Origin of the sequence: Nocardia sp. CS682 (genome assembly GCF_004634405.1) — a bacterium.
GTDB classification, from domain to species: Bacteria; Actinomycetota; Actinomycetes; order Mycobacteriales; family Mycobacteriaceae; genus Nocardia; species Nocardia ninae.
This window is the reverse complement of the sequence record NZ_CP029710.1, coordinates 3504696-3531392: the sequence shown is the minus strand read 5'-3', so window position 1 is coordinate 3531392 and position 26697 is coordinate 3504696. Positions and strand designations below refer to the sequence as shown.

Here is a 26697-nt window from a genome sequence, read left to right as displayed (position 1 = left end):
AGCTGCTTACAGCGCGGCGACGGCGGCCACGAATCGGTCCAGCTCCTCGAAGCTCACGAAGCAGTGCGGGGAGGCGCGGACCACGGACTGCAGCCCGCGACCGGTCATGTCCAGTAGCGTCGAGCCTGCGCGGCTGACGGTCACGGTGATGTGCTGCTCGGCGAGCCGGTCGCGCACCGCGAGGGAATCGACACCGTCGACGGTGAACGACACGATGCCGCTGTGCTGAACGCCGATGTCGCGCACCGTCACTCCGGGAATCTCCGGTAGTGCTTTGCGCAGGTGCTCGGCGCGGGCCGAGATGGCCTCGTACACGTTGGCGGGTCCGAGTTCGAGCAGGTAGCGAACGGCCGCGCCGAGACCCAGCCGCGCGGCCACATCGCATTCCCAGAACTCGAAGCGGCTGGCGTCGGGCGCGAGACGGTACTCGTCCGGGGCGGTCCACTCCGCGCTGTGCAGGTCGAGCCGCGCCGGTTCGATTGTTGCCGCCAATTCCGGTCGCACGTAGAGGAATCCGGTGCCGCGCGGCCCGCGCAGCCACTTGCGGCCGGTGGCCGAGAGCGCGTCGACGTCGAGGTCGGCCACGTCGATCGGGAGTTGCCCGGTCGACTGGCAGGCGTCGAGCAACACCAGCGCACCGACCGAGCGCGCGATCCTGGTGGCCTCGGCGGCCGGGTTGACCAGGCCACCGTTGGTGGGCGCGTGCAGCACCGAGACCAGCTTGACCCGCTCGTCGACCAGCGCCGACAGCGCGTCGAGGTCGAGCTGCCCGGTGCTGTCGCTCGGAATCTTCTCCACGGTGGCCCCGGTGGCGCGGGCGCGCTGCAGCGCCGCGATGGCGTTGCTCGCGTAGTCGGCCTCGGAGACCAGGATGCGATCGCCCTCGGTCAGCGGAATCGAATAGAAGAAGTCGGCCCACGCGCGAGTCGCGCTGTCGCTCAACGCGATACTGGACGGCGCCGCGTTGATGAGCGTGCCGATCGCGGTCTTCACCGCGGCGAGATCGTCGAGGCGCTCGTTCGCGGCGCGATAGCCACCGACCGCTGCCTCGCGACGCAGATGATCGACGACAGTGTCGACGACGACGCGCGGTGGCAGTGACGATCCGGCGCTGTCGAGGAATACCGGACCCGGCTCGGCACCGGACGCGCAACCAGGGGTGTCGGCTCGGACACGATCTTCAGCCAGCATGATTCCGACCTTAACGGGCGCGGCGGGACCGGGTCTGTCCGTGCCCGGTCGGTCCCCAGTTCGGTTTCTTGTCGATTTCTTGTCGGTAGTGATCGCTACTCTGGATGGATGCCGCGAGCGGAATACAAACCGGCCACGCGGCGATAACAGAACGACGGCGGACACGAAACCACAGCGCATCGGACCCACAGTGGAGGTTGGTATGGCGGTCACGCTGGAGCATTCGGAGCTGGTCAGCCGGGTAATCCACGATGGGGAGCTAGGCTCGCGAGCCGCCGCCGAGGCGTATATCGGCGGCGTCTGCTTCAAGCAGGGACCGCCGACGCTGATCGGCGCCGAGCTCGAATGGCTCACCGTGCAGGGTGAGTGTTCGGCGTCAGGCCCTTCGGCCGCCCCGCGTCCCCAGTTGACTGCCCTGGCGGATGCCCTCGGACCGTATGCACCACGGTCCATCGCCCCCGATTCCCCGGAATCGGCCTTACCAGGGGGCAGCCGGGTCACCATCGAACCCGGTGGCCAGATCGAATTGTCCAGCGCACCGTTCGCTGATGCCGCGCAGCTGAATACCTCGCTCCGCGACGATGCCCGCCTGCTGCGGGAACTTCTCGAATCTCGTTCCATCCGAACCGTTTCCGTCGCTGCCGATGCGGACCGCCGCCCCAAGCGGCTGCTCCAGCTACCGCGCTATCGCGCCATGGAACAGACCTTCGCCGGCATCGGCCCGTTCGGCAAACTCATGATGTGCAATACCGCTGCGACCCAGGTCAGCGTCGACGCCGGTGCCGATCGCGCCGATATCGCCGCCCGCTGGACCGCGCTCTACGCCATCGGCCCGGCGCTGCTCGCCGCCTTCGCCTGTTCGCCCGCCCTGCGCGGCGCCCCGGCGGGGGAGTGGGCGTCGCAACGCATGCGGGCCTGGCTGCGGCTGGACAACGCCCGAACCCGGCCGCCGCTGATGGACTGGGTGGATCCGATCCACGGCTACAGCAGGTGGGCGCTGGACGTGCCGCTGCTGTGCGTTCGAAGACCCGACGACGATGCCCGCGCACCCGGTGACGGCGATACCGGCTGGTCCCCGCCGCCGGGAGCGACCTTCGCGGACTGGCTCTCCGGTGCCCTCGACGACGAGGTGGGCCGCCGCCCCGACCGCAACGATCTCGACTATCACCTGACCACGCTGTTCCCGCCGGTGCGTGCGTCCGGTTATCTCGAGGTCCGCTACATCGACGCACAGCCCGGTGACGGCTGGACCGTGCCGATCCACGTGCTCGACGCGCTGATGTCCAGCCGGGCCGTCGTCGCCGCGGCGACCGCCATCGCCGCGCCGCTGGCGGGCCACTGGCTCGACGCCGCCCGCTACGGGCTGGCCGATCTGGACATCCGCGCCGTGGCGGTCGAGCTCCTCACGCTGGCCGCGGCCCACGCGGCGACGGACGAGGCGGTCCGCGAGATCGAATCCGCCGCGCAACGATGTCGCAGCGGCCATGGACCCGGGGCGGGCGGTCCGGGAGCCGGCTCGTGACACGACCGGCAGCGAGCGAACCGCGGCCGCTGCACGGCAGCGTCGAGCTGCCACCAGGCGCAGTTGTGCCCAGAGCTTGTCTGCATTGCCGATCCGGCCCGGCGCGTCGAGCCGTGCCGACGCCGACGCCGAACCAGCCCACCGGAGACTTATCGTGACCATTCACCATCCGCCTGCCTCCGACAATTCCGACACCGAGCATGTGCGTGACCGGATCGCCGAGGTACTGACCCGCGCCAGGCAGCGCACGCTCACCCTCACCGACTGCATCGACGAAGCCGAACTGGTGGCGCAGCATTCACGGCTGATGAGCCCGCTGGTGTGGGATCTCGCGCACATCGGCAACCAGGAAGAACTGTGGCTGGTCCGCGATGTCGGCGGCCGCGAGCCGGTGCGCGCCGACATCGACGAGCTGTACGACGCGTTCAAACACGCCCGCTCGAACCGTCCCGCATTGCCGCTGCTCGACCCGACCCAGGCCAGGGGCTATGTCGGCACCGTCCGCGAGAAGGTGTGGGATGTGCTGGACCACAGCGACTTACGCGGCGCACCGCTGATCGATGGCGGCTTCGCCTTCGGCATGATCGCCCAGCATGAGCAGCAGCACGACGAGACCATGCTGGCCACTCACCAATTACGCACCGGCCCAGCGGTATTGACCGCGCCCGCCGTGCCGATCGCGAGCACTCCCGTCACCGGCGAAGTCGTCGTTCCCGCAGGCGAATTCACCATGGGCACGTCCACCGAACCGTGGGCGCTGGACAACGAGCGCCCGGCGCATCGAGTTCGATTGCCCGGCTTCGCCATCGACGCGGCGCCGGTGACCAACGAGCAGTACTCGGCCTTCATCGACGACGGGGGCTACGAGCGTTCCGAGCTGTGGTCCGAACGCGGTTGGGCGCACCGGCAGGAGGCGGGCCTGGTCGCGCCGCAATTCTGGGAGCGCGACCCAGCCGGTCATTGGTGGCGTCGCGTCTTCGGTGTGATGACGCCGCTGCGCCCGCACCAGCCGGTGGTGCATGTGTGCTGGTTCGAGGCCGAGGCCTACGCGAACTGGGCGGGCAAGCGGCTGCCCACCGAGGCCGAGTGGGAGAAGGCCGCGCGTCACGACCCGGCCACCGGCGCCGACCGCCGATTCCCGTGGGGTGACGCCGAACCCGACGCGGCCACCGCGAATCTCGGCCAGCGCCACCTGGAACCCGCTGACGTGGGCGCCTATCCGGCGGGCGCGACACCCGCCGGTGTGCATCAGCTCATCGGCGACGTCTGGGAGTGGACCGCCTCAGGTTTCGACCCTTACCCGGGCTTCCACGCCTTCCCCTATCGGGAGTACTCGGAGGTCTTCTTCGGCGGCGACTACCGGGTGCTGCGCGGCGGCTCGTTCGGCACCGACCCGGTCGCCTGCCGCAGCACCTTCCGCAATTGGGACCACCCGATCCGACGGCAGATCTTCTCGGGATTCCGGCTCGCTCGCGACCTGCGGCCGGGGGAAGGCGAGTGAGCGCGGAGGTTGCCCGCTGCCGACCGAGCCGGTCCGGGCCGCCGACTGTGCGGAGTAGCTCGAGGCAGCGAACTTCCGGTCGTCCCACGAGAGGTGGTTACTGATGTGCAGACATCTCGGTTACCTGGGCCCGGCGGTGAGTGTCGGTGAGATGCTCACGGCCGGTACGCATTCCCTGCGCACCCAGGCGTGGGCGCCGCGGGACATGCGCGGCGGCGGCACCGTCAACGCCGACGGGTTCGGTGTCGCATGGTGGCGCGCCGCCGAGGTCGACGGCACCCGAAATCCCTTGGCGACCAGCGCCTTACCCGGCGACGGCGCGCCGAAAAGCACGTTGCTCGCCAGCCGGTACCGCAACGCCGCGCCCATCTGGACCGACCCGGCGGTGGAAGAGGTACTGACGCAGCTGCATTCGACCGCCGTGCTGGGGTCGATCCGGTCGGCCACCGTGGGCATGCCCATCGAGCGGACCGCTTGTGCGCCGTTCACCAGCGGCCGCTGGGCCTTCAGTCACAACGGCGCGGTGCCGAATTGGCGTCCGGTAGTCACCGCCGTGTCCTCCGACCTGGATATGGCCGCCACCCAAGTCGGCGCGACGCGGCTCTTCGAGACGATTCAGCTGCTGGAGGCGGAAGCACCGACCGACGCCGCGACGCTCTGGGTACTGCTGCGACAGATGCTCACCGCAATGGAGCCCGGCGGTTTCGTCGACTCCCCGGGCACCGCCCTCGGCCTGCTCGTGTCCGGCGTGCTGCGCCACGCACCCAACGCGCGGCTCAACTTCCTGCTCGGCGACGGCGAAACCCTCTGGGCCACCACGGTGCACCACTCGCTGTCGGCCCTGATCACCGATACCGTCGCGGTGCTCGCCTCCGAACCCTATGACGACGACCCGAATTGGCAGTCGATCCCCGACCGCAGCCTGGTGATCGCCCGGCCTGGCCAGCTTTCCATCGACCCATTGCCCGACGGCACGAAAGGCGCACGATGACCGCACCGACGCTGGAGATCCACCTATCCGACGACGACCTCACCTCGGCATTGCGGGCGGACGCCCGGCTCGGCCTGACCGCCGACCCGAAGTGGCTGCCGCCCAAGTGGTTCTACGACGCCCGCGGCAGTGAATTGTTCGAGCAGATCACCGAACTCCCGGAGTACTACCCGACGCGCACCGAACGCGCGCTGCTGGAGCGGGTGGTCGGCGAGATCGCCCGGGTCGCGCAGGCCGAGGTGCTGGTCGAGCTCGGCGCGGGCTCGGCCGCCAAGACGCGGCTGCTGTTGTCCGCGCTGACCGCCGAGGGTCCGCTGAAGACCTATGTCCCGCAGGATGTCTCGGCCACGGCGCTGCGTGCCGCGGCGGACGAGATCGCGGGCGAGTTCCCCAGGCTCGCGGTGCACGGTGTGGTCAGCGACTTCACCGACACCCTGCACAACCTGCCCGGCGGCGGCCGCCGGATGATCGCGTTCCTCGGCGGCACCATCGGCAATCTGGTTCCCGCCGAACGCGCCGAATTCCTCGCCAGCATTTACGAGGTGCTCGAGCCGGGCGAGCAGCTGCTGCTCGGCGCGGGTCTGGTCATCGACCCGGCCGTGCTGGTCCCCGCCTACGACGACGCGGCAGGCGTCACCGCGGAGTTCAACCGGAATGTGCTGCACGTGTTGAACGCTCGGCTCGACGCCGATTTCGCGCCGGACAAGTTCGAGCACGTCGCGCTGTGGGACGCGGCCAACGAGTGGATCGAGATGCGCCTGGCGGCCACCGAAGACATGACCGTCACGGTCCGCGAGCTGGACCTCACCGTGCGATTCGCCCGCGGCGAGCAGCTGCGGACCGAGATCTCGGCGAAGTTCCGGCTAGACGGTCTCGCCGCGGAGCTGAGCGCCGCGGGGTTCAGCACCGAGCAGGTGTGGACCGATCCCGACAATCGCTTCGCGCTCGTCCTCGCGGCCCGCGACTAAGCGAGCAGGGGTGACCGGGTGGTCGCCCCGCTGACCACGGCGCCGAGCCAATCGATCAGGGGCCGCATCGTCTCCCAGGCGGTGCGGATCTCCTTGGCGGCCCGTGGCTTGTCCAGCCACGGCGGCGCCCCGAACTCCTTGTTGCAGACCAGGGCCTTGCGCCGGAGCAGGTCGATGCGCGGATGGTCGGCGTCGTAGCCTTTCGGCTTGGTCTTGAGCTGCTCACCGCCGATCGTGTACCCGGCCTCGGTCAACTTCGCCAGAATCTTCTCCAGCTCCGGACCGCGCACCTCGTGATCGATGGTGGCGCGCAACTGGGCGATCTGTTCGGAGGAACCACCGTAGAAGCCGCCCGCGACGTAGAGTCCCGCTGCGCCGATCTGGACATACCAGCCGGTGCTCGGCGCCACCGCCACGTACGCGCCCTGGTGGTCCTTGTACGGCGTCTTGTCTTTGGAGAAGCGCACGTCGCGATACGGCCGGAAGATCTTGGCCGGACCGAAATCCGGCTCCAGCTCGGCGGTGAGGGCGAGCATCGGCGCCTTCACCGCCGTCTCGTACACGTCTTTGTGCGCGGTCCAGAACGTCTTCGAGTTGTCCGCCTCGAGATCCTCGTAGAAATCCAGCCCCGCCAGCGGAAAGCCGCTGAACTTGTTCATGACTGTGCCTCGCTCATACCGAGCAATCTACGTTCTCAGGTCTCCGTTGAAGATGAGGAACCCCACCAGGAAGCCGATGATCATGGTGACCCCCGAGGCGATCGCGGCCCACTTACCGAGGGATTCGCCCTTACTGTGGCCGATCAGCCCCAGGACGATGCCCGCGGGGCCGAACAGGATGGGGCAGAACAACACCGCGACCGCGGCGCAGACGAATCCGATGATGGAGAACACCTGGGTGCCCGCGGTCCGCGGGGCGGCGTACGGCTCGTAGGACTGCTGCGAGTAAGCGGCGTAGCTGCCCTGCTGCAGACCCGGCTGTTCGCCGTAGCCGCCGCTCGGCGGGTAGTTGTACATCCCGCCCTGCGGATACTGTGCCGGGCCGCTCGCCTCGTGGAGTCGACCGCCTCCTGGGTACTGCGGCGGGCTCGAATCTTGCGGCGGGGTGCCCGAATCCTGCGGTTGACCGCTGCCGGGGTACTGCGGGTGCTGATGCGGTGGATCGGGTTGCGCGCCCCACTGCTGCTGACCATCGGTCGGCGCACCCCAACCCTGCTGGCCACCCGACGGATCCGCACCCCCATACGGTGGCGGAGTGGACGATCCGGAGCCCCACGACGACTGATTGCTCTGCGGCCCGGCAGGTCCCGAGTCCCCGGACGGCTGGCTATTCGACGGCCCCGCGGGTCCCGAACCCCATGGTTGCGCATGCCCGCCGAGCGGTCCGCTCGGCGCGTCGGTCGGCTGCCACCACTCACCGGGCGCTGGCGGTGGCGGGGTGTACGGCTCGCTCGAAGGTTCCGCCGCACCAACATCTTTCGACAGCGAAGGCGGAGTGCTCGCATCCGCGGATTTCGCCGACGTACCGGAGTCGCGCGACGCAGGCACGGCACTGGTGTCCGTCGACGGATTTCCCGACCCGCTCGCACTCGCCGACGACGCGGACTCCGCGCCCGCCGACCCCGGCGCACCGCCAGGACGTTCCGGATTCTGCGGCGTACTCATCGCGCCTCCTCGTGTCGTCCGGCCGCCATCGCTGCGTTCCGCCGCCGACCACCGACAGCGGGGCGGATCGCGTCCGGCATGTCCGTCATGCGTACCACGGCAGCCGAGCTGTCATAGCCGATTGCGCTAGGTGGCGCCGCCGGCCGAGGGCAGGACGTCAGAAATCGGAATCGTCGACGATCTCCATGGCGATCACCTCGGCGGGCCGCTCGTCGTCCTGCGCCTTCTCGGCGCGCTGTTCGCGCGGGGTGGACTCCTGCGCCAGCTCGTCGGCGATGCCGAGCCTGCCGTCGTCCTCGTTCTCGTGATAGCGAATCCGCAGGTCGTCCGGCGGATCCTCGATATTGCGCTGGTAGGCGCGGATCTCGTCGGCCTGGTCGTCGTCTCCCATGTCTGTGTCCAACGGTTCACGGTCCATACCCCCAGTATCCCCGTGCAAAGCCATAGCTACCGGAACCGGCGCAAAAGAAAGGCCGCCGGGCCCGAGCCGCGGCGGCCTTCCTACGCAATCTCTGATTTCGTGAGCACATGGGTAACTCACCGGGTACGGGCTAGCGCACCCGCGACCTCACCGCCGGTCGCCAACGTGACTGTCGTGACGCCTAGGTCTGGCCTGAATACACGGAGAGGCGGGGGAGCTCAAGCGTTGCCGTTGAAAAGGCCGGTGACCGAGCCGTTCTCGAAGACCTCGCGGATGGTGCGGGCCAGCAGCGGGGCGATGGACAGCACCGTCAGCTGCGGGAACTTCTTCTCTTCGGTGATCGGCAGCGTGTTGGTGACCACAACTTCCTTGGCACCGCAGGCGGCGAGCCGCTCGGCGGCCGGGTCGCTCAGCACGCCGTGCGTGGCGGCGATGACCACGTCACCGGCGCCCGCGTCCTTGAGCACCTTGACCGCGCCCGCGATGGTGCCACCGGTGTCGATCATGTCGTCGATCAGGATGCAGGTGCGGCCCTCGACGTCACCGACCACGCGGTTCGCCTTGATCTGGTTGGGCACCAGCGGGTCGCGGGTCTTGTGGATGAACGCCAGCGGCGAGCCACCGAGCGAGTCGGCCCACTTCTCGGCGACGCGCACGCGGCCGGAGTCGGGGGAGACCACGGTGATGTGGTCGAGGGTGTAGTTCGTCCGGATGTACTCGGCGAGCTGCAGCTGCGCGTGCATGTGATCGACGGGGCCGTCGAAGAAGCCCTGGATCTGGTCGGTGTGCAGGTCGACGGTGATGATGCGGTCCGCGCCCGCGGTCTTCAGCAGGTCGGCGACCAGGCGAGCCGAGATCGGTTCGCGGCCACGGTGCTTCTTGTCCTGGCGGGCGTAGGGGTAGAACGGCAGCACGGCGGTGATCCGCTTGGCCGAACCGCGCTTGAGCGCGTCGATCATGATGAGCTGCTCCATCAACCACTGGTTCAGCGGCGCGGGGAAGCTCTGCAGCACGAACGCGTCGGAGCCGCGGACCGACTCCTCGAACCGGACGAAGATCTCGCCATTGGCGAAGTCGCGTGCCGTCTGCGGCGTGACGTGGACGTCGAGTTCCTTGGCGACCTGCTCGGCCAGCTCAGGATGAGCGCGTCCCGAGAAGAGCATGAGGTTCTTCTGGTTGTCGATCCATGACGCGGTCACTGCTGTTTGCCATCCTTTTGCTCGATTGCCTGACCGGAGTTGTCTTTGGCGGCGTTGGCTTCTGCCGCCGCGCGCGCCGCGGCCGTTCCAGGACGGTGCCGCTGCACCCAGCCCTCGATGTTCTTCTGCGGTCCGCCGGAAATCGCGAGTGCGCCGGGCGGAACGCTTCTGCGCAGTACAGTACCCGCCGCCGTATACGCTCCGTCACCCACCGTTACCGGTGCGACAAACATCGTGTCGCTTCCCGTTCGCACATGCGATCCGACAGTGGTGTGATGCTTGGTCACTCCGTCGTAGTTGACGAAAACACTCGAAGCGCCGATGTTGCTGTGCTCGCCGATGGTCGCGTCACCGACGTAGGTCAGGTGCGGCACCTTGGAGTGCGCGCCGATCGAGGCGTTCTTGGTTTCCACGAACGCGCCCAGCTTGCCGGAATTGCCGACCACCGTGCCCGGACGTAGGTAACTGAACGGGCCGATGGTCGCGCCGGGGCCGATCATCGCGCCCTCGCCGTGCGTGCGGATGACCCGGGCGCCGTCGCCGACCACCACATCGTTCAGCGTGCTGTCCGGCCCGATCTCGGCGTCCTCGCCGATCACGGTGTCGCCGAGCAGTTGCACGCCGGGGCGCAGAATCGCGTCCCTGCTGATCCGCACGCTGGCGTCCACCCAGGTGGAGGCCGGGTCGATGATGGTGACACCGGCCCGCATGTGCCGTTCCAGGATGTAGCGGTTCAGTGTGCTGGTCGCGCTGGCCAGCTGGACCCGGTCGTTCACGCCGGTGACCTTGGCCGCGTCGACCAGCCGGGCGCCGTGCACCGGATGCCCGGCCTCGCGGGCCAGGCGCAGCACGTCGGTCAGGTACAGCTCGTGCTGGGCGTTGGCGGTGGACAACCGGCTGATCATGGTGCGCAGCACGTTCACGTCGAACGCGTACACACCCGAGTTGACCTCGGTGATCGCGGCCTGTTCCGGGGTGGCGTCGGCGTGCTCGACGATCTCGGCCACCCGGCCGTGCGCGTCACGGACGATGCGGCCGTAGCCGTTCGGGTCGTCCGGCACGAAGGTCAGCACCGTCACCGCGGAGCGTTCGGTATAGCTGCGGTGCTCGTCGAGCAGCGCGGACAGCGTGTGCCCGTCCAGCAGCGGTACATCGGCGGAGGTGACGAGCAGGTCGCCGGTGAAGCCGACGGGCAGCGCGGCCAATGCGCACTGCACGGCATGTCCGGTGCCGAGCTGTTCCTCCTGAATGGCGGGAGTGATCTCCCGGCCCAGGTCGGTGGCCACCGCGTTGACGGCGGCGCCGACCTGCTCGCGGTCGTGACCGACCACGGTGATCAGGTATGCGGGGTCGATCTCGTTCGCCGCATGCAGCGCGTGTGCGAGCATGCTCCGACCGGCCAGCGAATGCAGCACCTTGGGGGTCTTCGACCGCATTCGCGTCCCGGCACCGGCTGCGAGAACGACGACGGCGGTCTGCTGTGGCATGGATCTCCCTCGGCTGCCTGTCATCGTGCTTGGCTCTGCTCATCGTGCGGGGGTCTGCTGTGCTGGGCGCCGATGTGCGGGCCAACGATAGTCATCGTGCTGCCGAGCTCCGCCGCCAGGACTCGAACCTGAACTATCTGAACCAAAATCAGAGGTGCTGCCATTACACCACGGCGGATTGTCACATCGGCGGATCGGGAACACCCGCCGCTGTGCCACGGCACGGGAAAGATCCTCGCATACACCCGCGCCTCTCCGCGATTCTTGCCGGTAGTTGGAGCGTCGACAGGGTCGCGGCGAGAGTTGATCGGGGGCGCGCCCGGGGTTGACGGGGCAATCTGCGGTGCTGTCTGGAACAGTTAAGGCACCGGACGGTCTTTGGCGAAGGGAGGCGGGAGCGATGTCGACCAGTGAACCGCCCAAGGTGTCGCGTCCGCGGATGACGGGTACCCAGCGGCGCCAGCAGTTGATCGAGATCGGTCGCGCGCTGTTCGCCGAGCGCGGTTACGACGCCACCTCGATCGAGGAGATCGCGCAGCGGGCCCAGGTCTCCAAACCCGTGGTGTACGAGCATTTCGGTGGCAAAGAGGGTCTGTACGCGGTCGTCGTCGACCGCGAGATGTCGATGTTGCTCGACATGATCGTGTCGTCACTGACGCAGAACCGGTCCAGGGTCCGGCTCGAGCAGGTCGCGCTCGCGCTGCTCACCTACATCGAGGAGCGCACCGACGGCTTCCGCATCCTGGTGCGCGATCAGCCGACCGGCAATGCCGAGGGCCGCTACTCCAGCCTGCTCAACGAGGCCGTGAATCAGGTGGCGCACATCCTCGCCGGGGATTTCGACCGCCGCGGTTTCGACACCAGCCTGGCCACCTTGTATGCCCAGGCGTTGGTCGGGCAGGTGGCCACCGCCGCGACCTGGTGGCTGGACGAACGCAAGCCGTCGAAAGAGGTTGTCGCCGTGCACTTGGTGAATCTGTGCTGGAACGGGCTGAGCCATCTGGAGGCCGACCCGCACCTCAGCTCGGAGTGGCGCGCCGGTATCGAGGAGTGACTCGGGTTGTTAACCAGCGAATTGCGAAGCGGGTCCAGTCGAATGCTCGAATTGACTGCCGAGGGCCCGCCTGGTGGTACGGTTCACCCATCCTTTGGGTGCTGTTCGGGCGGTAAGTCGGTCTACTTCGTGATGTCGGTCTACTTCAGGATGGCTGGTTTTTAGGATGACAGGCGGATCTGATGGCTAGGCAAGCGCGCGCGGAGATCACCCGCGACTCCGTTCTTGCGGGCGCTGCCGATGTCTTTCTGCGCTTGGGTTACGCGAATGCGAGTCTGAGCGAGATCATCGCGCAGTCCAATGTGACCAAGGGCGCCTTGTACTTTCACTTCGGCTCGAAGGAAGAGCTGGCGCGCGCGGTGGTCGACCAGGGCAACGAGCGGCTGGTCAGCTCGTGTCAGGGCTTCTTCGACCCCCGGGTGCCCGCACTCGAGGCGTGCATCGGCATCACCTACGTCGTGGCCGACCTATCGATGAACGATCCGATGGTCGGCGCGATGCTCAAGCTGACCCATCAGATCGGTGACTATCGCGGCGCGCAGGGCGACAACATCGCCAAGACGTGGGGCGACACCTACCGCGTGCTCTCCGAAAGAGCCATCGCCCAAGGCGATTTGCAGCCGGAGCTCGACGCCGAGGTAATCGGCATGCTGCTGCAGGAGATGACCGCGGGCGTGCACATCATCGCCGTCGGCACCGAGTCGATCGACCAGATGGCGACCAGGATGGAACGCGTCTGGTACTTCCTGCTCCCCTCGATCGTCCCCGCCGAGAAGCTGGCCTACTTCCGCGAGTTCGCGGCGCGGCGCCTGCGTCGCTACGTGCCCTGAGCCCTATCGCCGTCTCGACGCTACTTGTCGGTGACGACTGATTTCGGGAGCACACGGGTAACTCACCGGGTACGGGCTAACCCAGCTCGCTCCGTCCCCGGTGGCCGCCAACGCTGCGGATGGCGCACCTAGGTCTGGCCTGAATACCCGGAGTGGCGGGACCGCTAGACTCGGCTCGCTGCTGGAATTACCCGGCTCGAGCTCAGGAGTTGTGATGCCGACCCATCGCCCACCGCTGGCGGGACTCGCGGCGGTCGCCGGTGCCGACACCGCGTTGCGGACCGTCACCGAGCTGGTCGGCAAGTCGTCGGTCGAGCTGGTCGGGCCGTCCGGGGTGCGTCCGTTCGTGGCCGCGACGATCGCGGCGAAACGGCCGCTGGTGGTGGTCACCGCGACCGGGCGCGAGGCCGACGATCTGACCGTCGAGCTCGAGGAGATGCTCGGGCCGACGGTCGCGCAGTTCCCGTCCTGGGAAACTTTGCCGCACGAGCGGCTCTCACCCGGCGCCGACACCGTCGGGCGCAGGCTCGAGGTGCTGCGCAGGCTGGCCCACCCCGAGGACCCGGCCTTCCCCGCGCCGCTGCGCGTGGTGGTCACCACCGTGCGGTCGCTGATGCAGCCGATGGCCGGTGGACTCGGCGACATCGAGCCGATCGTGCTGCGCGTCGGGGCCGAGCTCGACTTCGATGAACTCCTCACGCGCCTGGTCGAATTCGCCTACAGCCGGGTCGACATGGTCGGCAAGCGCGGCGAGTTCGCGGTGCGCGGCGGCATCCTCGACCTCTTCCCGCCGACCGCCGATCATCCGGTGCGCGTGGAGTTCTGGGGCGACGAGGTCACCGAGCTGCGGCCGTTCGCCGTCGCCGACCAGCGCTCGCTGCCCGAGGTGTCGGTTGAGGCCGTCGTCGCGCCGCCCTGTCGCGAACTGCTGCTCACCGACGCCGTGCGCGCGCGGGCCGCCGAGGTCGCCGCCGCCAACGCGGCCGACGCCGCGCTGGTCGAGATGCTGGAGAAGCTGGCCAACGGCGTTCCGGTGGACGGCATGGAGGCGCTGCTTCCGGTGTTGCAGCCCGGCGAGTTACGCCTGCTCACCGAGGTATTGCCCGGAAACACCCATCTGCTGCTCTGCGATCCGGAGAAGATCCGCACCCGCGCCGCCGACCTGGTGCGCACCGGTGAGGAATTCCTGGAGGCGTCCTGGACCGCCGCCTCCTTCGGCGCCGCCGCTCCGCTCGGCGCACACGGACTGGACCTGGCCGCCTCCGGCTATCGGGCGCTGCCGGTCGTGCACGAGAGCGCCGACCAGCACGGCCTGCCCTGGTGGACGCTGAGCCCGCTCACTGCGGGCGTCCCCGAAGAGGTGGTGCTGCCGGTGCTGGCCGGGCCGACCGCCCGCGGCTCCGACGAACTCGTCGCGACCATCTTCGCCTCGCTGCGCGCGCACGTGGCCACCGGCGGCCGCGCCGTGGTCGTCGTCGCCGGACACGGTACGGCGCAACGCATTCTGGAACGCCTCGCCGACGCCGACGTGCCCGCCGCCGCGCTGGAACCCGGCGCCGAACCGAGCAACGGCGTGGTCGGCGTGCTGTGCGGTTCGCTGCACGACGGGCTGGTCTTCGACGACGCCGGGCTCGTCGTCGTCGCCGAATCCGATCTCACCGGCAACCGGATGACCGCGCCCGGCGACGGCAAACGCCTGCCCGCCAAGCGCCGCAACCAGGTCGACCCGCTGGCGTTGAACGCGGGCGACATGGTGGTGCACGATCAGCACGGCATCGGGCGATTCGTCGAGATGATCGAGCGCACCGTCGGCGGCGCCCGCCGGGAATACCTGGTCATCGAGTACGCGCCCGGCAAGCGCGGCCAGCCGGGCGACCGGTTGTTCGTGCCGATGGAGTCGCTGGATCAGCTGTCGCGCTACGTCGGCGGCGAGCTGCCCAGCCTGTCCAAGCTCGGCGGGTCGGACTGGGCCAACACGAAACGCAAGGCGCGCAAGGCGGTTCGCGAGATCGCCGGCGAGCTGGTGCAGCTGTATGCCGCGCGTCAGGCGGCGCCGGGGCATGCGTTCGGCCCCGATACGCCGTGGCAGCAGGAGATGGAGGACGCGTTCGCGTTCACCGAGACCGTCGACCAGATGACCGCCATCGCCGAGGTGAAGTCGGACATGGAGAAGCCGGTTCCGATGGACCGGGTGGTATGTGGCGACGTCGGTTACGGCAAGACCGAGATCGCCGTGCGCGCGGCGTTCAAGGCGGTGCAGGACGGCAAGCAGGTCGTCGTGCTGGTGCCGACAACGCTACTGGCGCAACAACATCTGCAGACCTTCACCGAACGGGTCGCGGGCTTCCCGGTGACCGTGAAGGGCCTGTCCCGATTCACCGATCCGGCCGACGCCCGCGCCGTGCTGGAGGGCATGGCCGACGGCAGCGTCGACATCGTGGTCGGCACCCACCGCCTGCTGCAGACCGGCGTGCGCTGGAAGGATCTCGGGCTCGTCGTGGTCGACGAGGAGCAGCGCTTCGGTGTCGAACACAAGGAACACATCAAGGCGCTGCGCACCCACGTCGACGTGCTGACCATGTCCGCAACGCCGATCCCGCGCACCCTGGAGATGAGCCTGGCCGGCATCCGCGAGATGTCGACCATCCTCACCCCGCCGGAGGAGCGGCATCCGGTGCTCACCTACGTCGGCGCCTACAACGACAAGCAGGTCACCGCCGCCATCCGGCGCGAGCTGCTGCGCGACGGCCAGGTCTTCTACGTGCACAACCGGGTGTCCTCGATCGACAAGGCCGCCAAGCGGATTCGCGATCTGGTGCCCGAGGCCAGGGTGGCCGTCGCGCACGGTCAGATGAACGAGGACGCCCTCGAGTCCACCGTGGAGGGGTTCTGGGAGCGCGAATTCGACGTGCTGGTCTGCACCACGATCATCGAGACCGGCCTCGACATCTCCAACGCCAACACGCTGCTGGTGGAACGCGCTGACGCCCTCGGTCTTTCGCAGTTGCACCAGCTGCGTGGCCGGGTCGGGCGCAGCCGGGAACGCGGGTACGCCTACTTCCTGTACCCGCCGGAGAAGCCGCTCACCGAGACCGCCTACGACCGCCTCGCCACCATCGCGCAGAACTCCGACCTCGGGGCGGGCATGGCCGTGGCGATGAAGGACCTCGAAATCCGCGGCGCCGGTAACGTGCTCGGTGCCGAGCAGTCCGGGCACGTCGCGGGCGTCGGCTTCGACCTCTACGTCCGGCTGGTCGGCGAGGCCGTCGAGGCCTACCGGGCCGCCGCCGACGGCAGGCCCATCACCACCGAGGAACCCAAGGAAATGCGCATCGACCTGCCCGTCGACGCGCACATCCCGCCCGACTACATCGGCAGCGACCGGCTCCGGCTCGAGGGATACCGCAAACTGGCCTCCGCGCAGGACGATTCGACCCTCGCCTCGGTGGTCGAGGAGCTCGTCGACCGATACGGCCCGCTGCCGGTCGAGGTCGGCCGCCTGGTCTCGGTGGCCAAGCTCCGGCTGCTGGCCCGCGAGTACGGAGTCACTGAAATCGCGGTCACCGGAACAACACTCAAGGTCTCGCCGCTGCAACTGCCGGACTCGAAGCAGCTGCGCCTCAAGCGGATCTACCCCAGCGCCAGTTACCGCGCGGCCAGCGGGGTCATCTCGCTGCCGCTGCCGCGCGTCGAAGACAGTGTCGGAGCGGAGCGGGTCCGCGACGTGGTGCTCCTGCAATTCGTCGCCGACCTACTGCTGGCATTGGACGGAAAGGCGCAGGGCGCAGTAGATCTCACCACCGCGACCGAGGTCTCGGCCGCCCGATGAGTACCGATCGGGACGAGGCGGTGCTGCGGGCCGCCCGCCACGCCGCCGCTAGCCGGCCGACCGAGGCACCCTCCGACACCGCGGTGGTGGCGGCCGGTCTCACCGGCGCAGTGGAGGTCATGGACCGCCTGTGGCACTTCGGCGGCTGGGAAGTCACCCAGACGCACGACTCCCTGCGCCCCTACCTGCTCGAGGAGACCTACGAACTCCTCGATGCCATCCAGCACAACGACGCCGAAACCATCAAGGAAGAACTGGGCGACCTGCTGCTCCAGGTGCTCTTCCACTCCCGGATCGCCCAGGCGGCAGGCGAATTCACCGTCGATGACGTCGCCGCCGCCCTGGTGGCCAAGCTGGTCAACCGCAGCCCCTACCTGCGCGACGCCGACTTCGCCGCCGACACCTCCCTGGAAGAGAAGATCGCGGCGCAGGAAAGTGCCTGGGAAGAACGCAAATCCGCGGAAAAGTCCCGCCGCTCCTGCCTCGACGGCATCGCCATGGCCCAACCCGCGCTGGCCCTCGCCGAGAAGATCCGCGACCGCAGCACCAAGGCCGGCCTGCCCGCCGACCTGATCCCCGAGGACCTGCGCGTCGTCCATCTCGGCGGCCCCGACAGCGCCGAGGAACGCCTCCGCAAAGCAACCCTCGCCTTCGCCGCCACCATCCAGGCCACCGAAGACGCCGCGGAAACCGCCCGCGGTGAACGCCGCCCGCTCACCAGCGACGATTGGTACAAGTACTGGGCGGCCGACGCGTAGCGTTGACGAAACGAACGTCGGCGGTCGGGCAGCGGTGTGCACGGGATTCGGCACAGCCCGGCTCGGGATCGGGAGGTTTCGGATGTTGAGTGTGTTTTCGTCGCCAGGGCACTACGTGCAGGGGCGCGCGGCCACCGAGCAGCTCGGCGCGGAGATGGCGCGGCTGGGAATCGAGGGGCCGGTCACGATCGTGGCGGGGCGTAGCGCGCAGCGGTTGCTGGCCGAGGCGTGGGAGCGGTCGTTGACCGACGCGAAAATCGCTTACACCGTGCATCTTTCGAGCGGAGAATGCACCAGGGCGGAGATCGCGACGATCACCGCGGCGGTGCGGGACAGTGGCAGCACCGCGGTGCTGGGGGCGGGCGGCGGGAAGGTGCTCGACTCGGCGCGTGCGGTCGCCGACGATCTGGCGTTGCCGATGATCAGTTGCCCGACCACCGCGTCGAGCGATGCGCCGTGTAGCGCGCTGTCGGTGATCTACACGGCGGCAGGCGAAGTCGAGACCTACCAGCTGGTCCGGCGCAACCCGGCGCTGGTGCTGGTGGATACCTCCGCCATCGCCCAGGCGCCCGCCCGGCTGCTCGCCTCGGGCATGGGCGACGCGCTCGCCACCTGGTTCGAGGCGCGCACGTGCACGGCCGCGCGGGTGCGGAATATGCGTGGTGGTGCGTCCACCCGCAGCGCCACCGCCCTCGCCGAACTCTGCTACAACACGCTGCTGGCGGACGGCACGCAGGCGTTGGCCGCGGTACGCGAGCACGCCGTCACACCCGCGCTGGAGCGCATCGTCGAGGCCAACACCCTGCTGTCCGGTCTCGGCTTCGAATCCTCCGGGCTGGCCGCCGCGCACGCCGTGCACAACGGACTCACCGCCGCCCCGCAGACGCACGCGTTTCTGCACGGCGAGAAGGTTGCTTTCGGCGTCCTCACCCAGTTGGTGCTGGAAGGTGCCGCGGCCGGCGAGATCGATACCGTCCTCGACTTCTGTGCCGAAGTCGGCCTGCCCACCACCCTCGCCGCGCTCGGCCTCGCCGACGCCGACGAAAACACCCTGTCCGCCATCGCGATCCGTGCCACCGCACCCGGCGAGACAATCCACAACGAACCCTTCGCTGTCGACGCCGCGATGACCCTGGACGCGATTCGCGCCGCCGACGCCCTCGGCCGCCGCTGAACCGCACGCAGTCCGCGCGGCTGACACCCTCGGCCGCCGCTGAACCGCACGCCAGTCCGCACGGGGCGAATGGCCGATGCGGCAAGGCCGCGCGCCGCCAACCGGAGCGCCCGCGCTGACACATCGAGACGCCGCAAGGGGCCTGAGCCGTGGTGCCCCGCTGGTGCCTGCCACGCGGAATGAAACCCCGACTCGGCTATGAGACGCGTCACTGATCAAGTCGGCGCGCGGTGGACGTCGGCCCACCTCGGCGGGATTTCGACATCCAAACCTCACCTTCCCGAAAGCATGTCGTCACCGTCTGGCGGGAAACCTGTCAGTAGTCCTTCGCTATTCTGGCGGTGGAATCCGAAGCCAATGGCGGGCAAACCGCCGGGGAGGACGTTCGGTCCGGTGCACATCAGCAGAGTCGCGGAGCACCCGCGACCGGATCATGTGTTGTTCCACTTCAGCGACACCCATGTGATCGCCGGCGACGGGGATTTGTACGGTGACGTAGACGCGGACCAGCGATTACGCCAGCTACTCGAGCAGGCCGCGGCCAGCCGGATCCAGCCGACCGCGATCGTGTTCACCGGCGATCTCACCGACAAGGGTGAACCCGCGGCGTACGACAAGCTCAAGGCTTTGATCGAGCCATTTGCAAGAAGTTTGCCAGCGCCCATCGTGTGGGTCGCGGGGAACCACGACGACCGCAGTCTCCTGCGCCGCAAGCTGCTCGGCGAACGAGGATCGACCGCGCCGCTGGACCGCGTCCATCTGATCGACGGCCTGCGCATCATCGCCCTGGACACCTCGGTTCCCGGCCATCACTACGGCGAGATCTCCGACGAACAGCTGGCTTGGCTGCGTTCGGTGCTCGCCGAGCCCGCCCCGTTCGGCACCATCCTGGCCATGCATCATCCGCCGGTCCCGTGCGTGCTCGACCTCGCCGTCACCGTCGAGCTGCGCGACCAGCGCAGGCTGGCCGACGTGCTCGACGGCAGCGACGTCCGGGCCATCCTGGCCGGTCACCTGCACTTCTCCACCAACGCCACCTTCGCGGGCATCCCGGTCTCGGTGGCCTCGGCGACCTGCTACAGCCAAGATCTCGGCGTCGAGCAGGGCGGCCTGCGCGGTCGAGACGGCGCGCAGGCCTTCAACTACGTGCACATCTACCCGGACACCGTGGTGCACTCGGTGGTGCCGATCGACCGGGGCCCGACGGTCGGCTCGCCCGCGACGGCCGAAGAGGCTGCGCAGACGCTCGCGGCGGCGGGCATTGTCATCCCGCCCGCCGCGCGCATCCCGCATGTCATGCGGCGCCGGGCGACGACTCCGGAATCGGATGACGAGACGGTGCGCTGAGCCGCTCCCACGGCGCCGGATCCGGGAAGTAGCCGGACAGGAACTCGGAAACCGCCTGTACCCGTTCGGTTTCGGTGATCTCCGGGAAGCTTCCGTCGTTCAGGCAGAAGAAGTCGACATCACGCCGTTCGGCGATACCGTCCAGCAGCGCAAGCCCTTTGCGGCTGGTCGTGTCGACGTAGCGCATCTTCGCCTTCTCCTGCGGCACCGCGCGCCCGGTGAGCAGCGCGTAGTAGTGGTACAGCGAGTTGGTGACGGAAATGTCGGTGGCCGAACGGAACCGGCTGGCCCTGGTGCGCGCGAAGTCGGCGCCGAACTCCGCCTCCATCTCCAGTAACACGCTGCGCCGCAACGGAACCGGCGTGTGCTCCAGATGCCGGGTGATGATGTGGCCGAACCGCTCGGCGAGCAGTTCCCGGTTCACCCGCGCGGCGTTCTCGAAACCGCTGCGCCGCTCGTTGTTTCCGCCCGGCCCGATCCTGGTGTCGGCCTCGATGAACCGGCTGACCCCGCCCGCGGTGAAGAACATCGACGGGCGCACCGGACGGGCGAAGAACATGTCGTCGTTGGAGTACAGGAAGTGCTCGCTGAGCCCCTCGATGTGCTGCAACTGGCATTCCACCGCATGGGAATTGAAGGTCGGCAGTCCGCTGGTGTCCGAAAAGTGGTCCAGCGCACGGACAACCGTTACCCGAGGATGCTCGGCCAGCCAGGCGGGCACCGTCGAGTCGGTCGCGATGAAGATCCGCCGGATCCACGGCGCGTTCTTGTCCACCGACCGCAGTGAGTATTTCAGCTCGTCGATCTGCCGGATGCGCGCGTCGGCGTCGTCACCCTCGCCGACCACCACCTGCGCAAGCATCCCGGCGCGGCGGGCCCGGAACTCCGGGTCGGAGCCGTCCACCCAGGAGAACACCAGGTCGATATCGAAGTTCACGTCGGTGGCCTGTGGCGCGAACATGTCGACCAGCGTCGGCCAGGCGCGGTCGAACAGCAGCACTTGCGTGTGTTCGACATCGGCCAGGTCGAATACGTTGCGGGTGAGGGCATTCGGGCGCGGGCATTCGACCGTGTCGCCGTGGTACTCCCACAGTTCCAGCTCGACGTGGTGGGCCGGATCGCTGTCGCGGCCGAGCCGGAAAACGTTGTGCTGCACCTCGGTACACGCGAAGCCCGCGGTTGTCGCGGCGGCCGTCACCCGGCGCACCATCAGCTGGTGTGCCGCGTCCGTCGCCAGCATGAGTCGTGCGCCGCTGTCGCGGATCAGCAGGAACGGCACCTCGGCGGCCGCGAGTTCGCTACGCAGCCAGCCCAAATCCTCGATCATCGCAGCCGATACGGCGAGGTTGCCCGCCATCGGCCGGGTCACCATCTCTACAGCCGTCGGGTTCACAGCCCCCATGTCCATCATCAGTTTCTTCTCCACATCCGTTCGTGCACCGTTGGGTCCCAGCTCCGAGGCACCGCGCCGGGGCCGAGCGGCGCTACCGCCGGCGTCGTGACGCCGACTGGGCAGCACCGCGCCCGGCGCGGTCGGATTCAGAAGTGGGGCACGATGCCGTAGCGCGGGAACGAATTGATCACGCGGATTCCAGACGATCGGTTAACCATTCGTTTTCACCTCACTCACGGCAGGACGCACAGCGTCGGATGGGTGTGCTGGATCCGTGCGCGCGGCTGAAGAACGACCGAGCGTGCGCACGGAAGACAGCACGCTGGCCGGACAATCATCGGCCGGCAGAAGAGAGATGTCCCAGACAACAATGGGGACTGTACGAATGATGCATCTACGGTGGCATTTCGTCAATCGGGACACTCCGTCCCACCTGCTGCCGTTCCGCTGCCTCTGGCGTGGCCCTTTGCGGCGCCGATCGCATAGCGGCCGGTCGCGCGAGGCATCTCGGCCCGGTTGGGCTGGGCTTACGCCGGATGGCGCGTTCGCGCACCGTGATTGTCATCATGACCGGCCGATGAACGAACGGCACGGGGTAGCGCCCCTCGGCCAAGCGTAGTTAGGATAGCCTCACCAATATTGATCGGAGAAGGGAGCGCAACGCCGTGCGCGTCGTCATTCTGTTCGGATCCGAGATGGGCACCGCCGAAACCGTCGCAGACAGCGTCGCGGACGCGCTCTCCGCCTACGACGTGTCGGTCTACGACCTGAGCGATTTCGCCGTCGACGACCTCGACGCGCACGACTTCCACGTCATCGTCTGCTCCACCTACGGCGACGGCGATCTGCCGACCGGTGCGGAGTCGTTCTTCGAGGAACTCGCCGTCGCGGCTCCCGACCTGACCGGTCTGCGCTTCGCCGTGTTCGGCCTCGGCGACAGCATCTACGGCGACACCTTCAACCGCGGCGGGGAGATCGCGGCCGAACGGCTCGTCGAGTGCGGCGCCACGCAGGTCGGGGTGCATGCCCGCCACGACGCGTCGACCGAAATCCGCGCGCGGGACATGGCCCGCGACTGGGCGGCAACCCTGCCCATCCGCGCGCTCGCCCCGGCCTGATAGTCCGCTGAGAGCACTCCGGACATCGGGACCAGCGCCAGCGGACAAGTGGCCCAGCACTTTAGACTGCTATCAAGCGCGGCACAGCCCGTCGCGCTCGACGATCCATGAGGTGACGAAAGATGGCAGCCGGAGCGAGCCCCGCGCAACGTCAAGACCACTCGACAGATCATCACGACGATCACCCCGAGCTGGACGTGCTACCGGAATGGCCCCGGGAGACGATCGCCGTGCTGGTGACCACCGACCCCGGACCGCACGCGATCCCGGTGTCCTGGCCGGTGCGCGCCGGTGATCGGCAAATCCTGCTCAGTCTCAAGTTCGATCGTGGGTCGCTGGCCCGGTTGCGGGAACGACCGCAGGTGGCGCTGCTGATCCTCGGCGGCGGCAACGTCGCGCTGTGCGCACGCGGCACCGCACGGGTGATTGCCGAGCAGATGCCCGACGCCGCCGACTACGTCGCGGTGCGCATCGACGTCGAGGCGATCGACGACCATCGGCAGTCGGCCTTCGCGGTGGCGGGCGGCATCCAGCGCACCGTGCTCGACCCGGCCGAGCTGCACGCACTCGAGGGTCGGGTGAACACGCTGCGGGCCTGGGCCGACGGTCAGAACTGAACCTGCGCAACAGGTCTGGGACCGGACAATAATCGAGATGAAGGCGGCGCGAACGGGCCGCAGGGAAGGGATTCATGAGCGAACGAAGTGAGCGAATCATGTGTCAGCGCGCCTCGCGCATGACGGAGCCGAGCGTCAGCGAGGTGCAGTCATGAGCGTCACATTGGCCAAGGGTGGAAATGTTTCGCTGTCTAAGCAGGCAGCCAACCTCACCAAGGTTGCGGTGGGACTCGGGTGGGACGTGCGAACCACCACGGGCGCCGACTACGACCTCGACGCGAGCGCGCTGGCGACCGGACCCGATCTGAAGGTGCTCTCGGATCAGCACTTCGTCTTCTACAACAACCTGCGTTCCCCCGAGGGGTCGATCGAGCACACCGGCGACAACCTGACCGGCGAGGGCGAAGGCGACGACGAGGTCATCAACGTCGACCTGGCCGCCACCCCGCCGACCATCACCAACATCTTCTTCCCGGTATCCATCCACGACGCCGACGCGCGCAGTCAGTCCTTCGGCCAGATCCGCAACGCGTTCATCCGCGTGGTGGACGCGTCGACCGGCATCGAACTGGCCCGCTACGACCTCACCGAGGACGCCTCCACCGAAACCGCGATGATCTTCGGCGAGCTGTACCGCCACGGCAACGAATGGAAGTTCCGCGCCATCGGCCAGGGTTACGCCTCAGGTTTGGCGGGCATCGCCCGCGACTACGGCGTCCACATCTGATCGATCCAGCGCCGTCGCTCTGTCGGTCCGCGCTGGTACGAAGTTGTTGTGGCGCAACCTATCGAGCAGTACCGGGCGGTGTATGCCGCGGTCGACGAGCTGGCGTCGCCGGACCCGCGGATCCGGGATTCGGCCGCGGCGATGTTGGCCGCGGCAGGCCCGATCGTGGTCGAACCGCTGGTGTACGGGGTACTGCACGAGCAAGACACGCCCGCCGATGTGGCGCTCTGCGCGTCGGTGCTCCGGCAGATCGGCCCGCCCGCCTTCGGGGATCTGCTCGAGCTGATCGCGTGCGACTGGTCGCCGGAGATCACTGGCCGGGGGTGTCTGGCCCTCGGTATCGCGCCGTCGGATGAGGTCATCCGCTATGCGCAAGAGCTGGTTTCCGAAGATGCGAATGAACGCGGCGAGCTGGCCTGGCTCATCGGCTACCGGCGCAGGCTCGAGTACGTGTCCCTGCTGATCGTGCTGCTGTCCGATCCGGCGGAGCCGGTGCGGGCCAAGGCGGTGGCCGCACTCGGCAGGCTCGGCCCGTCCGTCGTGCCGTTGCTGCGTCGGGTGCGCCGCGCAACGGAGCCGACCGCACGGCGCGGCGCATTGGCCGCCATGGCCGAGATCGGCTGGGACACCCTCGATTCGGCGGAACAGACGCTATTGCGGCGGCTGATCCGGCTGACGCTTGCCAGGGAAGTGCCGACACCGTTCACCGTGCAGGGCGAGTGGTACGCGGTGCGGACTACGGATCAGGCGGCGGTGCTGGCGGCTTTCGGGCTCGCCCATCCAGTTCCTGCCACGCTGGCGATGGGCCGGGACGGCCGGGTGTGGGACGGCGCCGGCTACCCGGGTGATCGAGGATACGAAGACCACGCGGACTGTGCCCGGATGTATGTGAGTCCGGTGCTGGACGGCTGGACATTGGTATTCGGCATCCCCGTCGTCGAGCAGGAACTGGCGGCCCACGACCGCAAAGTCGCGGCACTCCTGGTGGATTCGGCAGACGAAGACGAAGCAACGACTCCGGCCGAGGACGCCGGCTCAGCCGAACACGCGGCACGGCAAGCATTCTGCGCGGAACTGAGCCGGCAATTCGGTGCCGCGCAGTGGTACGCCCATGTCGAGGACGGCGGCTGCTCGGACTGGTGGGGTTGGTGCATCGCCGAGGACGGTGCCGTAGCGCGGTACTGCTACTCCGACCACAACATGCCCGCGGGATCGTTCGACGCCGGGCCGGTGCACCGGGGAGAGCGCGGGCCGGCGCTCCCGGGCAGGGCCGATGTCGCAACGCCGTTCCGGATCGCCGATCAGGTCTCGGTGAGTCCTACCGGCCTGGGCCCGCACACTCGCGTTGCGGGCCACGGTGTCCTTGCGCTGACCGCCTGTGGTCAGCGCTTCGGACACCGCGGCGCGCTGCCGATCAGCTCGGGCTGCTGAGGCTTTCCGGGGCTTCCGGGATCAACCTGGGGCGATCGCGTTCCCTCGCGTCGAGCATGGCGAAGTAGCGGCGGAGCATGAGAACGGCCGTGGTGGCCAAGCCCGCGGTGAGACCCCACCAGACACCGGCCGCGCCGAGGCCGATCGGGAAGGCCAGCAGTAGGGCGACGGGAAGGCCGACGCCCCAGTAGCCGACGAGCGACAGACGGAAGCCCGCGTTGGTCTCCTTCAGTCCGCGCAGGAGTCCGGTGCCGATGTTCTGCGCCGCGTCGAAGAATTGCAGCACGATGCCGATCAAGAGCAGGGTGTGCGCGATCTCGATGGTGCTGGTGTCGTCCGAGTTCAGGAACGGCCGCAGCACCAGGTCGGGTGCGATCACGTAGATCGCGCCGGTGATCGCGGCCACCACGCCGACGTGCCGCAGCGCGAGCCAGGCCAGCGCCCTGGCGTGCTGGTACTCGTCGCGGGTGACGGCGTGGCTGACCAGGATCGACGCGCCGTGCGACAGGCCGATGGCGACCTGGAACACGATGTAGATGATCTGGTAGACGACGTTGTGCGCGGCCAGCGCCGCCGGGCCGATGCTGCCCATGACGAGCGCGAGCACCGAGAACATGCCCGCCTCGGAGCCGTAGGTGAGGGCGATCGGCCCACCGAGGCGCAGCTCGGCGAGCACGGTGGACCGCCGCACCGGCCACGGCCGCAGCGGCAGCGTGGCGCCGAGCCGGTGGTCCCGGCGCACCATCGCCCAGAACACGCCGAAGGTGATCAGGAAGACCAGCGAGGTGGCCACGCCGATACCGGTGAGGCCGAGCTCGGGCAGTCCGGCGCGGCCGTGGATGAAGCCGAGCGCGAGCAGCAGATTCAGCACCACCGAGCCGAGCGTGACCAGCAGCAGGGCCTGCGGGCGCTGCATGCCGACGGTGTACTGCCGCAGCACCTGGAACCACAGGCACGGCAACAGACCTGGTGCCAGCGCGACCATCAGCGGACGCGCGTCGGCCAGCACTCCGGCATCCTGGCCGAGCCACTGCAACGACCAGCCGAGCCCGATGAGTACTACCCCACCGACGAGGCCGGCCAGGGTGGCGATCAGAAAGCTCGACCGCAGTACGTCTTTGATCTCTTCGTCGGGGGACTCGCCACGCTTACCCGCCGAACTCACCGCGGTGGCGATCTGATTGCCGCTCGCGGTGATCAGCCCGACGCACATGGTGCGAATCTGGTTGAACAGCGCGATCGCCAGCCCACCCGCGGCCACCTGCTGCACGCCGAGCGTGCCCATCAGCACGATGTTGGTGGTGGACACCGCGATCTGCGCCAACTGCGTCATCGCGATCGGCGTCGCGAGCGCGGTGAGCCGACGGCTGTCGGCCCGGTAGCCCGACAGATTCACCGGGCCACCTCCGCACGCTCATATCGGAAGCTGCGGACGGCGCCGGAAACCACCGTGCGCGGCAGACCGATTCGTTCGC

Annotated in this window: 22 protein-coding genes and 1 tRNA gene; 14 read left to right on the top strand and 9 right to left on the bottom strand. The window is 68.4% G+C overall.

From position 1 onward, the window contains the following. Positions 1-6: 6 nt before the first annotated feature. Positions 7-1191, bottom strand: coding sequence for an aminotransferase class V-fold PLP-dependent enzyme (locus DMB37_RS15880; RefSeq protein WP_135233391.1), 1185 nt, complete (start codon positions 1189-1191; stop codon positions 7-9). Between the two features lie 202 nt (positions 1192-1393). On the opposite strand from DMB37_RS15880, the gene egtA reads away from it, so the two are divergent. From egtA to egtD, 4 genes are all read left to right on the top strand, one after another. Continuing rightward, positions 1394-2713 (top strand): ergothioneine biosynthesis glutamate--cysteine ligase EgtA, encoded by a 1320-nt coding sequence (gene egtA / locus DMB37_RS15875; protein ID WP_135233390.1) that lies wholly within the window; start codon positions 1394-1396, stop codon positions 2711-2713. A gap of 154 nt (positions 2714-2867) precedes the next feature. Next, on the top strand, positions 2868-4214 hold the full coding sequence (egtB, locus tag DMB37_RS15870) for an ergothioneine biosynthesis protein EgtB (protein ID WP_135233389.1): 1347 nt from the start codon (positions 2868-2870) through the stop codon (positions 4212-4214). Between the two features lie 103 nt (positions 4215-4317). After that, the gene (locus tag DMB37_RS15865; protein WP_135233388.1) at positions 4318-5205 is read left to right on the top strand and encodes a class II glutamine amidotransferase; all 888 of its coding nucleotides are present in this window, start codon (positions 4318-4320) and stop codon (positions 5203-5205) included. After that, complete coding sequence (egtD, locus tag DMB37_RS15860; protein WP_135233387.1) at positions 5202-6173, top strand: L-histidine N(alpha)-methyltransferase; 972 nt, start codon at positions 5202-5204, stop codon at positions 6171-6173. Before DMB37_RS15865 ends, egtD begins: the two co-directional genes overlap by 4 nt. Here the strand turns inward: egtD and DMB37_RS15855 are convergent. The 6 genes from DMB37_RS15855 to DMB37_RS15830 all read right to left on the bottom strand — a co-directional run bounded on the left by DMB37_RS15855 (position 6170) and on the right by DMB37_RS15830 (position 11122). Beyond that, a complete protein-coding gene (locus DMB37_RS15855; protein ID WP_135233386.1) occupies positions 6170-6832 on the bottom strand; it encodes a DUF2461 domain-containing protein in 663 nt (220 codons plus the stop codon). The genes egtD and DMB37_RS15855 overlap by 4 nt on opposite strands. Before the next feature lie 27 nt (positions 6833-6859). Next, positions 6860-7837, bottom strand: a complete 978-nt coding sequence (locus DMB37_RS15850) for a hypothetical protein (protein WP_135233385.1) — start codon at positions 7835-7837, stop codon at positions 6860-6862. A gap of 157 nt (positions 7838-7994) precedes the next feature. After that, positions 7995-8255 carry a hypothetical protein gene (locus DMB37_RS15845; protein ID WP_135233384.1) on the bottom strand — a complete coding sequence of 87 codons (261 nt, stop codon included), beginning with the start codon at positions 8253-8255 and terminating at the stop codon, positions 7995-7997. 221 nt (positions 8256-8476) lie between these two features. Continuing rightward, positions 8477-9457, bottom strand: a complete 981-nt coding sequence (locus tag DMB37_RS15840) for a ribose-phosphate diphosphokinase (protein ID WP_107659278.1) — start codon at positions 9455-9457, stop codon at positions 8477-8479. Next, positions 9454-10944, bottom strand: a complete 1491-nt coding sequence (gene glmU / locus DMB37_RS15835; RefSeq protein ID WP_135233383.1) for a bifunctional UDP-N-acetylglucosamine diphosphorylase/glucosamine-1-phosphate N-acetyltransferase GlmU — start codon at positions 10942-10944, stop codon at positions 9454-9456. Before glmU ends, DMB37_RS15840 begins: the two co-directional genes overlap by 4 nt. Positions 10945-11051: 107 nt before the next feature. Further along, a tRNA-Gln gene (locus tag DMB37_RS15830) sits at positions 11052-11122 on the bottom strand. 222 nt (positions 11123-11344) lie between these two features. Between DMB37_RS15830 and DMB37_RS15825 the strand changes: the two genes are divergently transcribed. The 6 genes from DMB37_RS15825 (at position 11345) to DMB37_RS15800 (ending at position 19936) form a co-directional block, all read left to right on the top strand. Beyond that, a complete protein-coding gene (locus tag DMB37_RS15825) occupies positions 11345-11998 on the top strand; it encodes a TetR/AcrR family transcriptional regulator (protein ID WP_135233382.1) in 654 nt (217 codons plus the stop codon). A 182-nt stretch (positions 11999-12180) separates the two neighbouring features. Further along, positions 12181-12828: a TetR/AcrR family transcriptional regulator gene (locus DMB37_RS15820; RefSeq protein ID WP_014988187.1), complete on the top strand. Its 648-nt coding sequence runs from the start codon at positions 12181-12183 to the stop codon at positions 12826-12828. Between the two features lie 214 nt (positions 12829-13042). Further along, positions 13043-16657, top strand: coding sequence for a transcription-repair coupling factor (gene mfd / locus DMB37_RS15815; RefSeq protein ID WP_135233381.1), 3615 nt, complete (start codon positions 13043-13045; stop codon positions 16655-16657). Continuing rightward, complete coding sequence (locus tag DMB37_RS15810; protein ID WP_135233380.1) at positions 16654-17415, top strand: MazG family protein; 762 nt, start codon at positions 16654-16656, stop codon at positions 17413-17415. Before mfd ends, DMB37_RS15810 begins: the two co-directional genes overlap by 4 nt. Positions 17416-17497: 82 nt before the next feature. Continuing rightward, positions 17498-18589 carry a glycerol dehydrogenase gene (locus DMB37_RS15805; RefSeq protein WP_135233379.1) on the top strand — a complete coding sequence of 364 codons (1092 nt, stop codon included), beginning with the start codon at positions 17498-17500 and terminating at the stop codon, positions 18587-18589. A gap of 393 nt (positions 18590-18982) precedes the next feature. After that, positions 18983-19936: a phosphodiesterase gene (locus DMB37_RS15800; protein WP_206055259.1), complete on the top strand. Its 954-nt coding sequence runs from the start codon at positions 18983-18985 to the stop codon at positions 19934-19936. On the opposite strand, the gene DMB37_RS15795 is transcribed toward DMB37_RS15800, so the two are convergent. Beyond that, positions 19884-21347 (bottom strand): stealth family protein, encoded by a 1464-nt coding sequence (locus tag DMB37_RS15795; RefSeq protein WP_135233378.1) that lies wholly within the window; start codon positions 21345-21347, stop codon positions 19884-19886. The two genes, DMB37_RS15800 and DMB37_RS15795, sit on opposite strands and share 53 nt — an antisense overlap. Before the next feature lie 647 nt (positions 21348-21994). Between DMB37_RS15795 and DMB37_RS15790 the strand changes: the two genes are divergently transcribed. The 4 genes from DMB37_RS15790 (at position 21995) to DMB37_RS15775 (ending at position 25222) form a co-directional block, all read left to right on the top strand. After that, the gene (locus DMB37_RS15790; RefSeq protein WP_135233377.1) at positions 21995-22447 is read left to right on the top strand and encodes a flavodoxin domain-containing protein; all 453 of its coding nucleotides are present in this window, start codon (positions 21995-21997) and stop codon (positions 22445-22447) included. Between the two features lie 122 nt (positions 22448-22569). After that, positions 22570-23064, top strand: a complete 495-nt coding sequence (locus DMB37_RS15785; protein ID WP_107659272.1) for a hypothetical protein — start codon at positions 22570-22572, stop codon at positions 23062-23064. 151 nt (positions 23065-23215) lie between these two features. Then, on the top strand, positions 23216-23791 hold the full coding sequence (locus tag DMB37_RS15780; protein ID WP_135233376.1) for a TerD family protein: 576 nt from the start codon (positions 23216-23218) through the stop codon (positions 23789-23791). A gap of 48 nt (positions 23792-23839) precedes the next feature. Continuing rightward, on the top strand, positions 23840-25222 hold the full coding sequence (locus DMB37_RS15775) for a HEAT repeat domain-containing protein (RefSeq protein ID WP_135233375.1): 1383 nt from the start codon (positions 23840-23842) through the stop codon (positions 25220-25222). Here the strand turns inward: DMB37_RS15775 and DMB37_RS15770 are convergent. Further along, the gene (locus tag DMB37_RS15770) at positions 25206-26618 is read right to left on the bottom strand and encodes an MATE family efflux transporter (protein WP_135233374.1); all 1413 of its coding nucleotides are present in this window, start codon (positions 26616-26618) and stop codon (positions 25206-25208) included. The genes DMB37_RS15775 and DMB37_RS15770 overlap by 17 nt on opposite strands. Positions 26619-26697 lie beyond the last annotated feature (79 nt).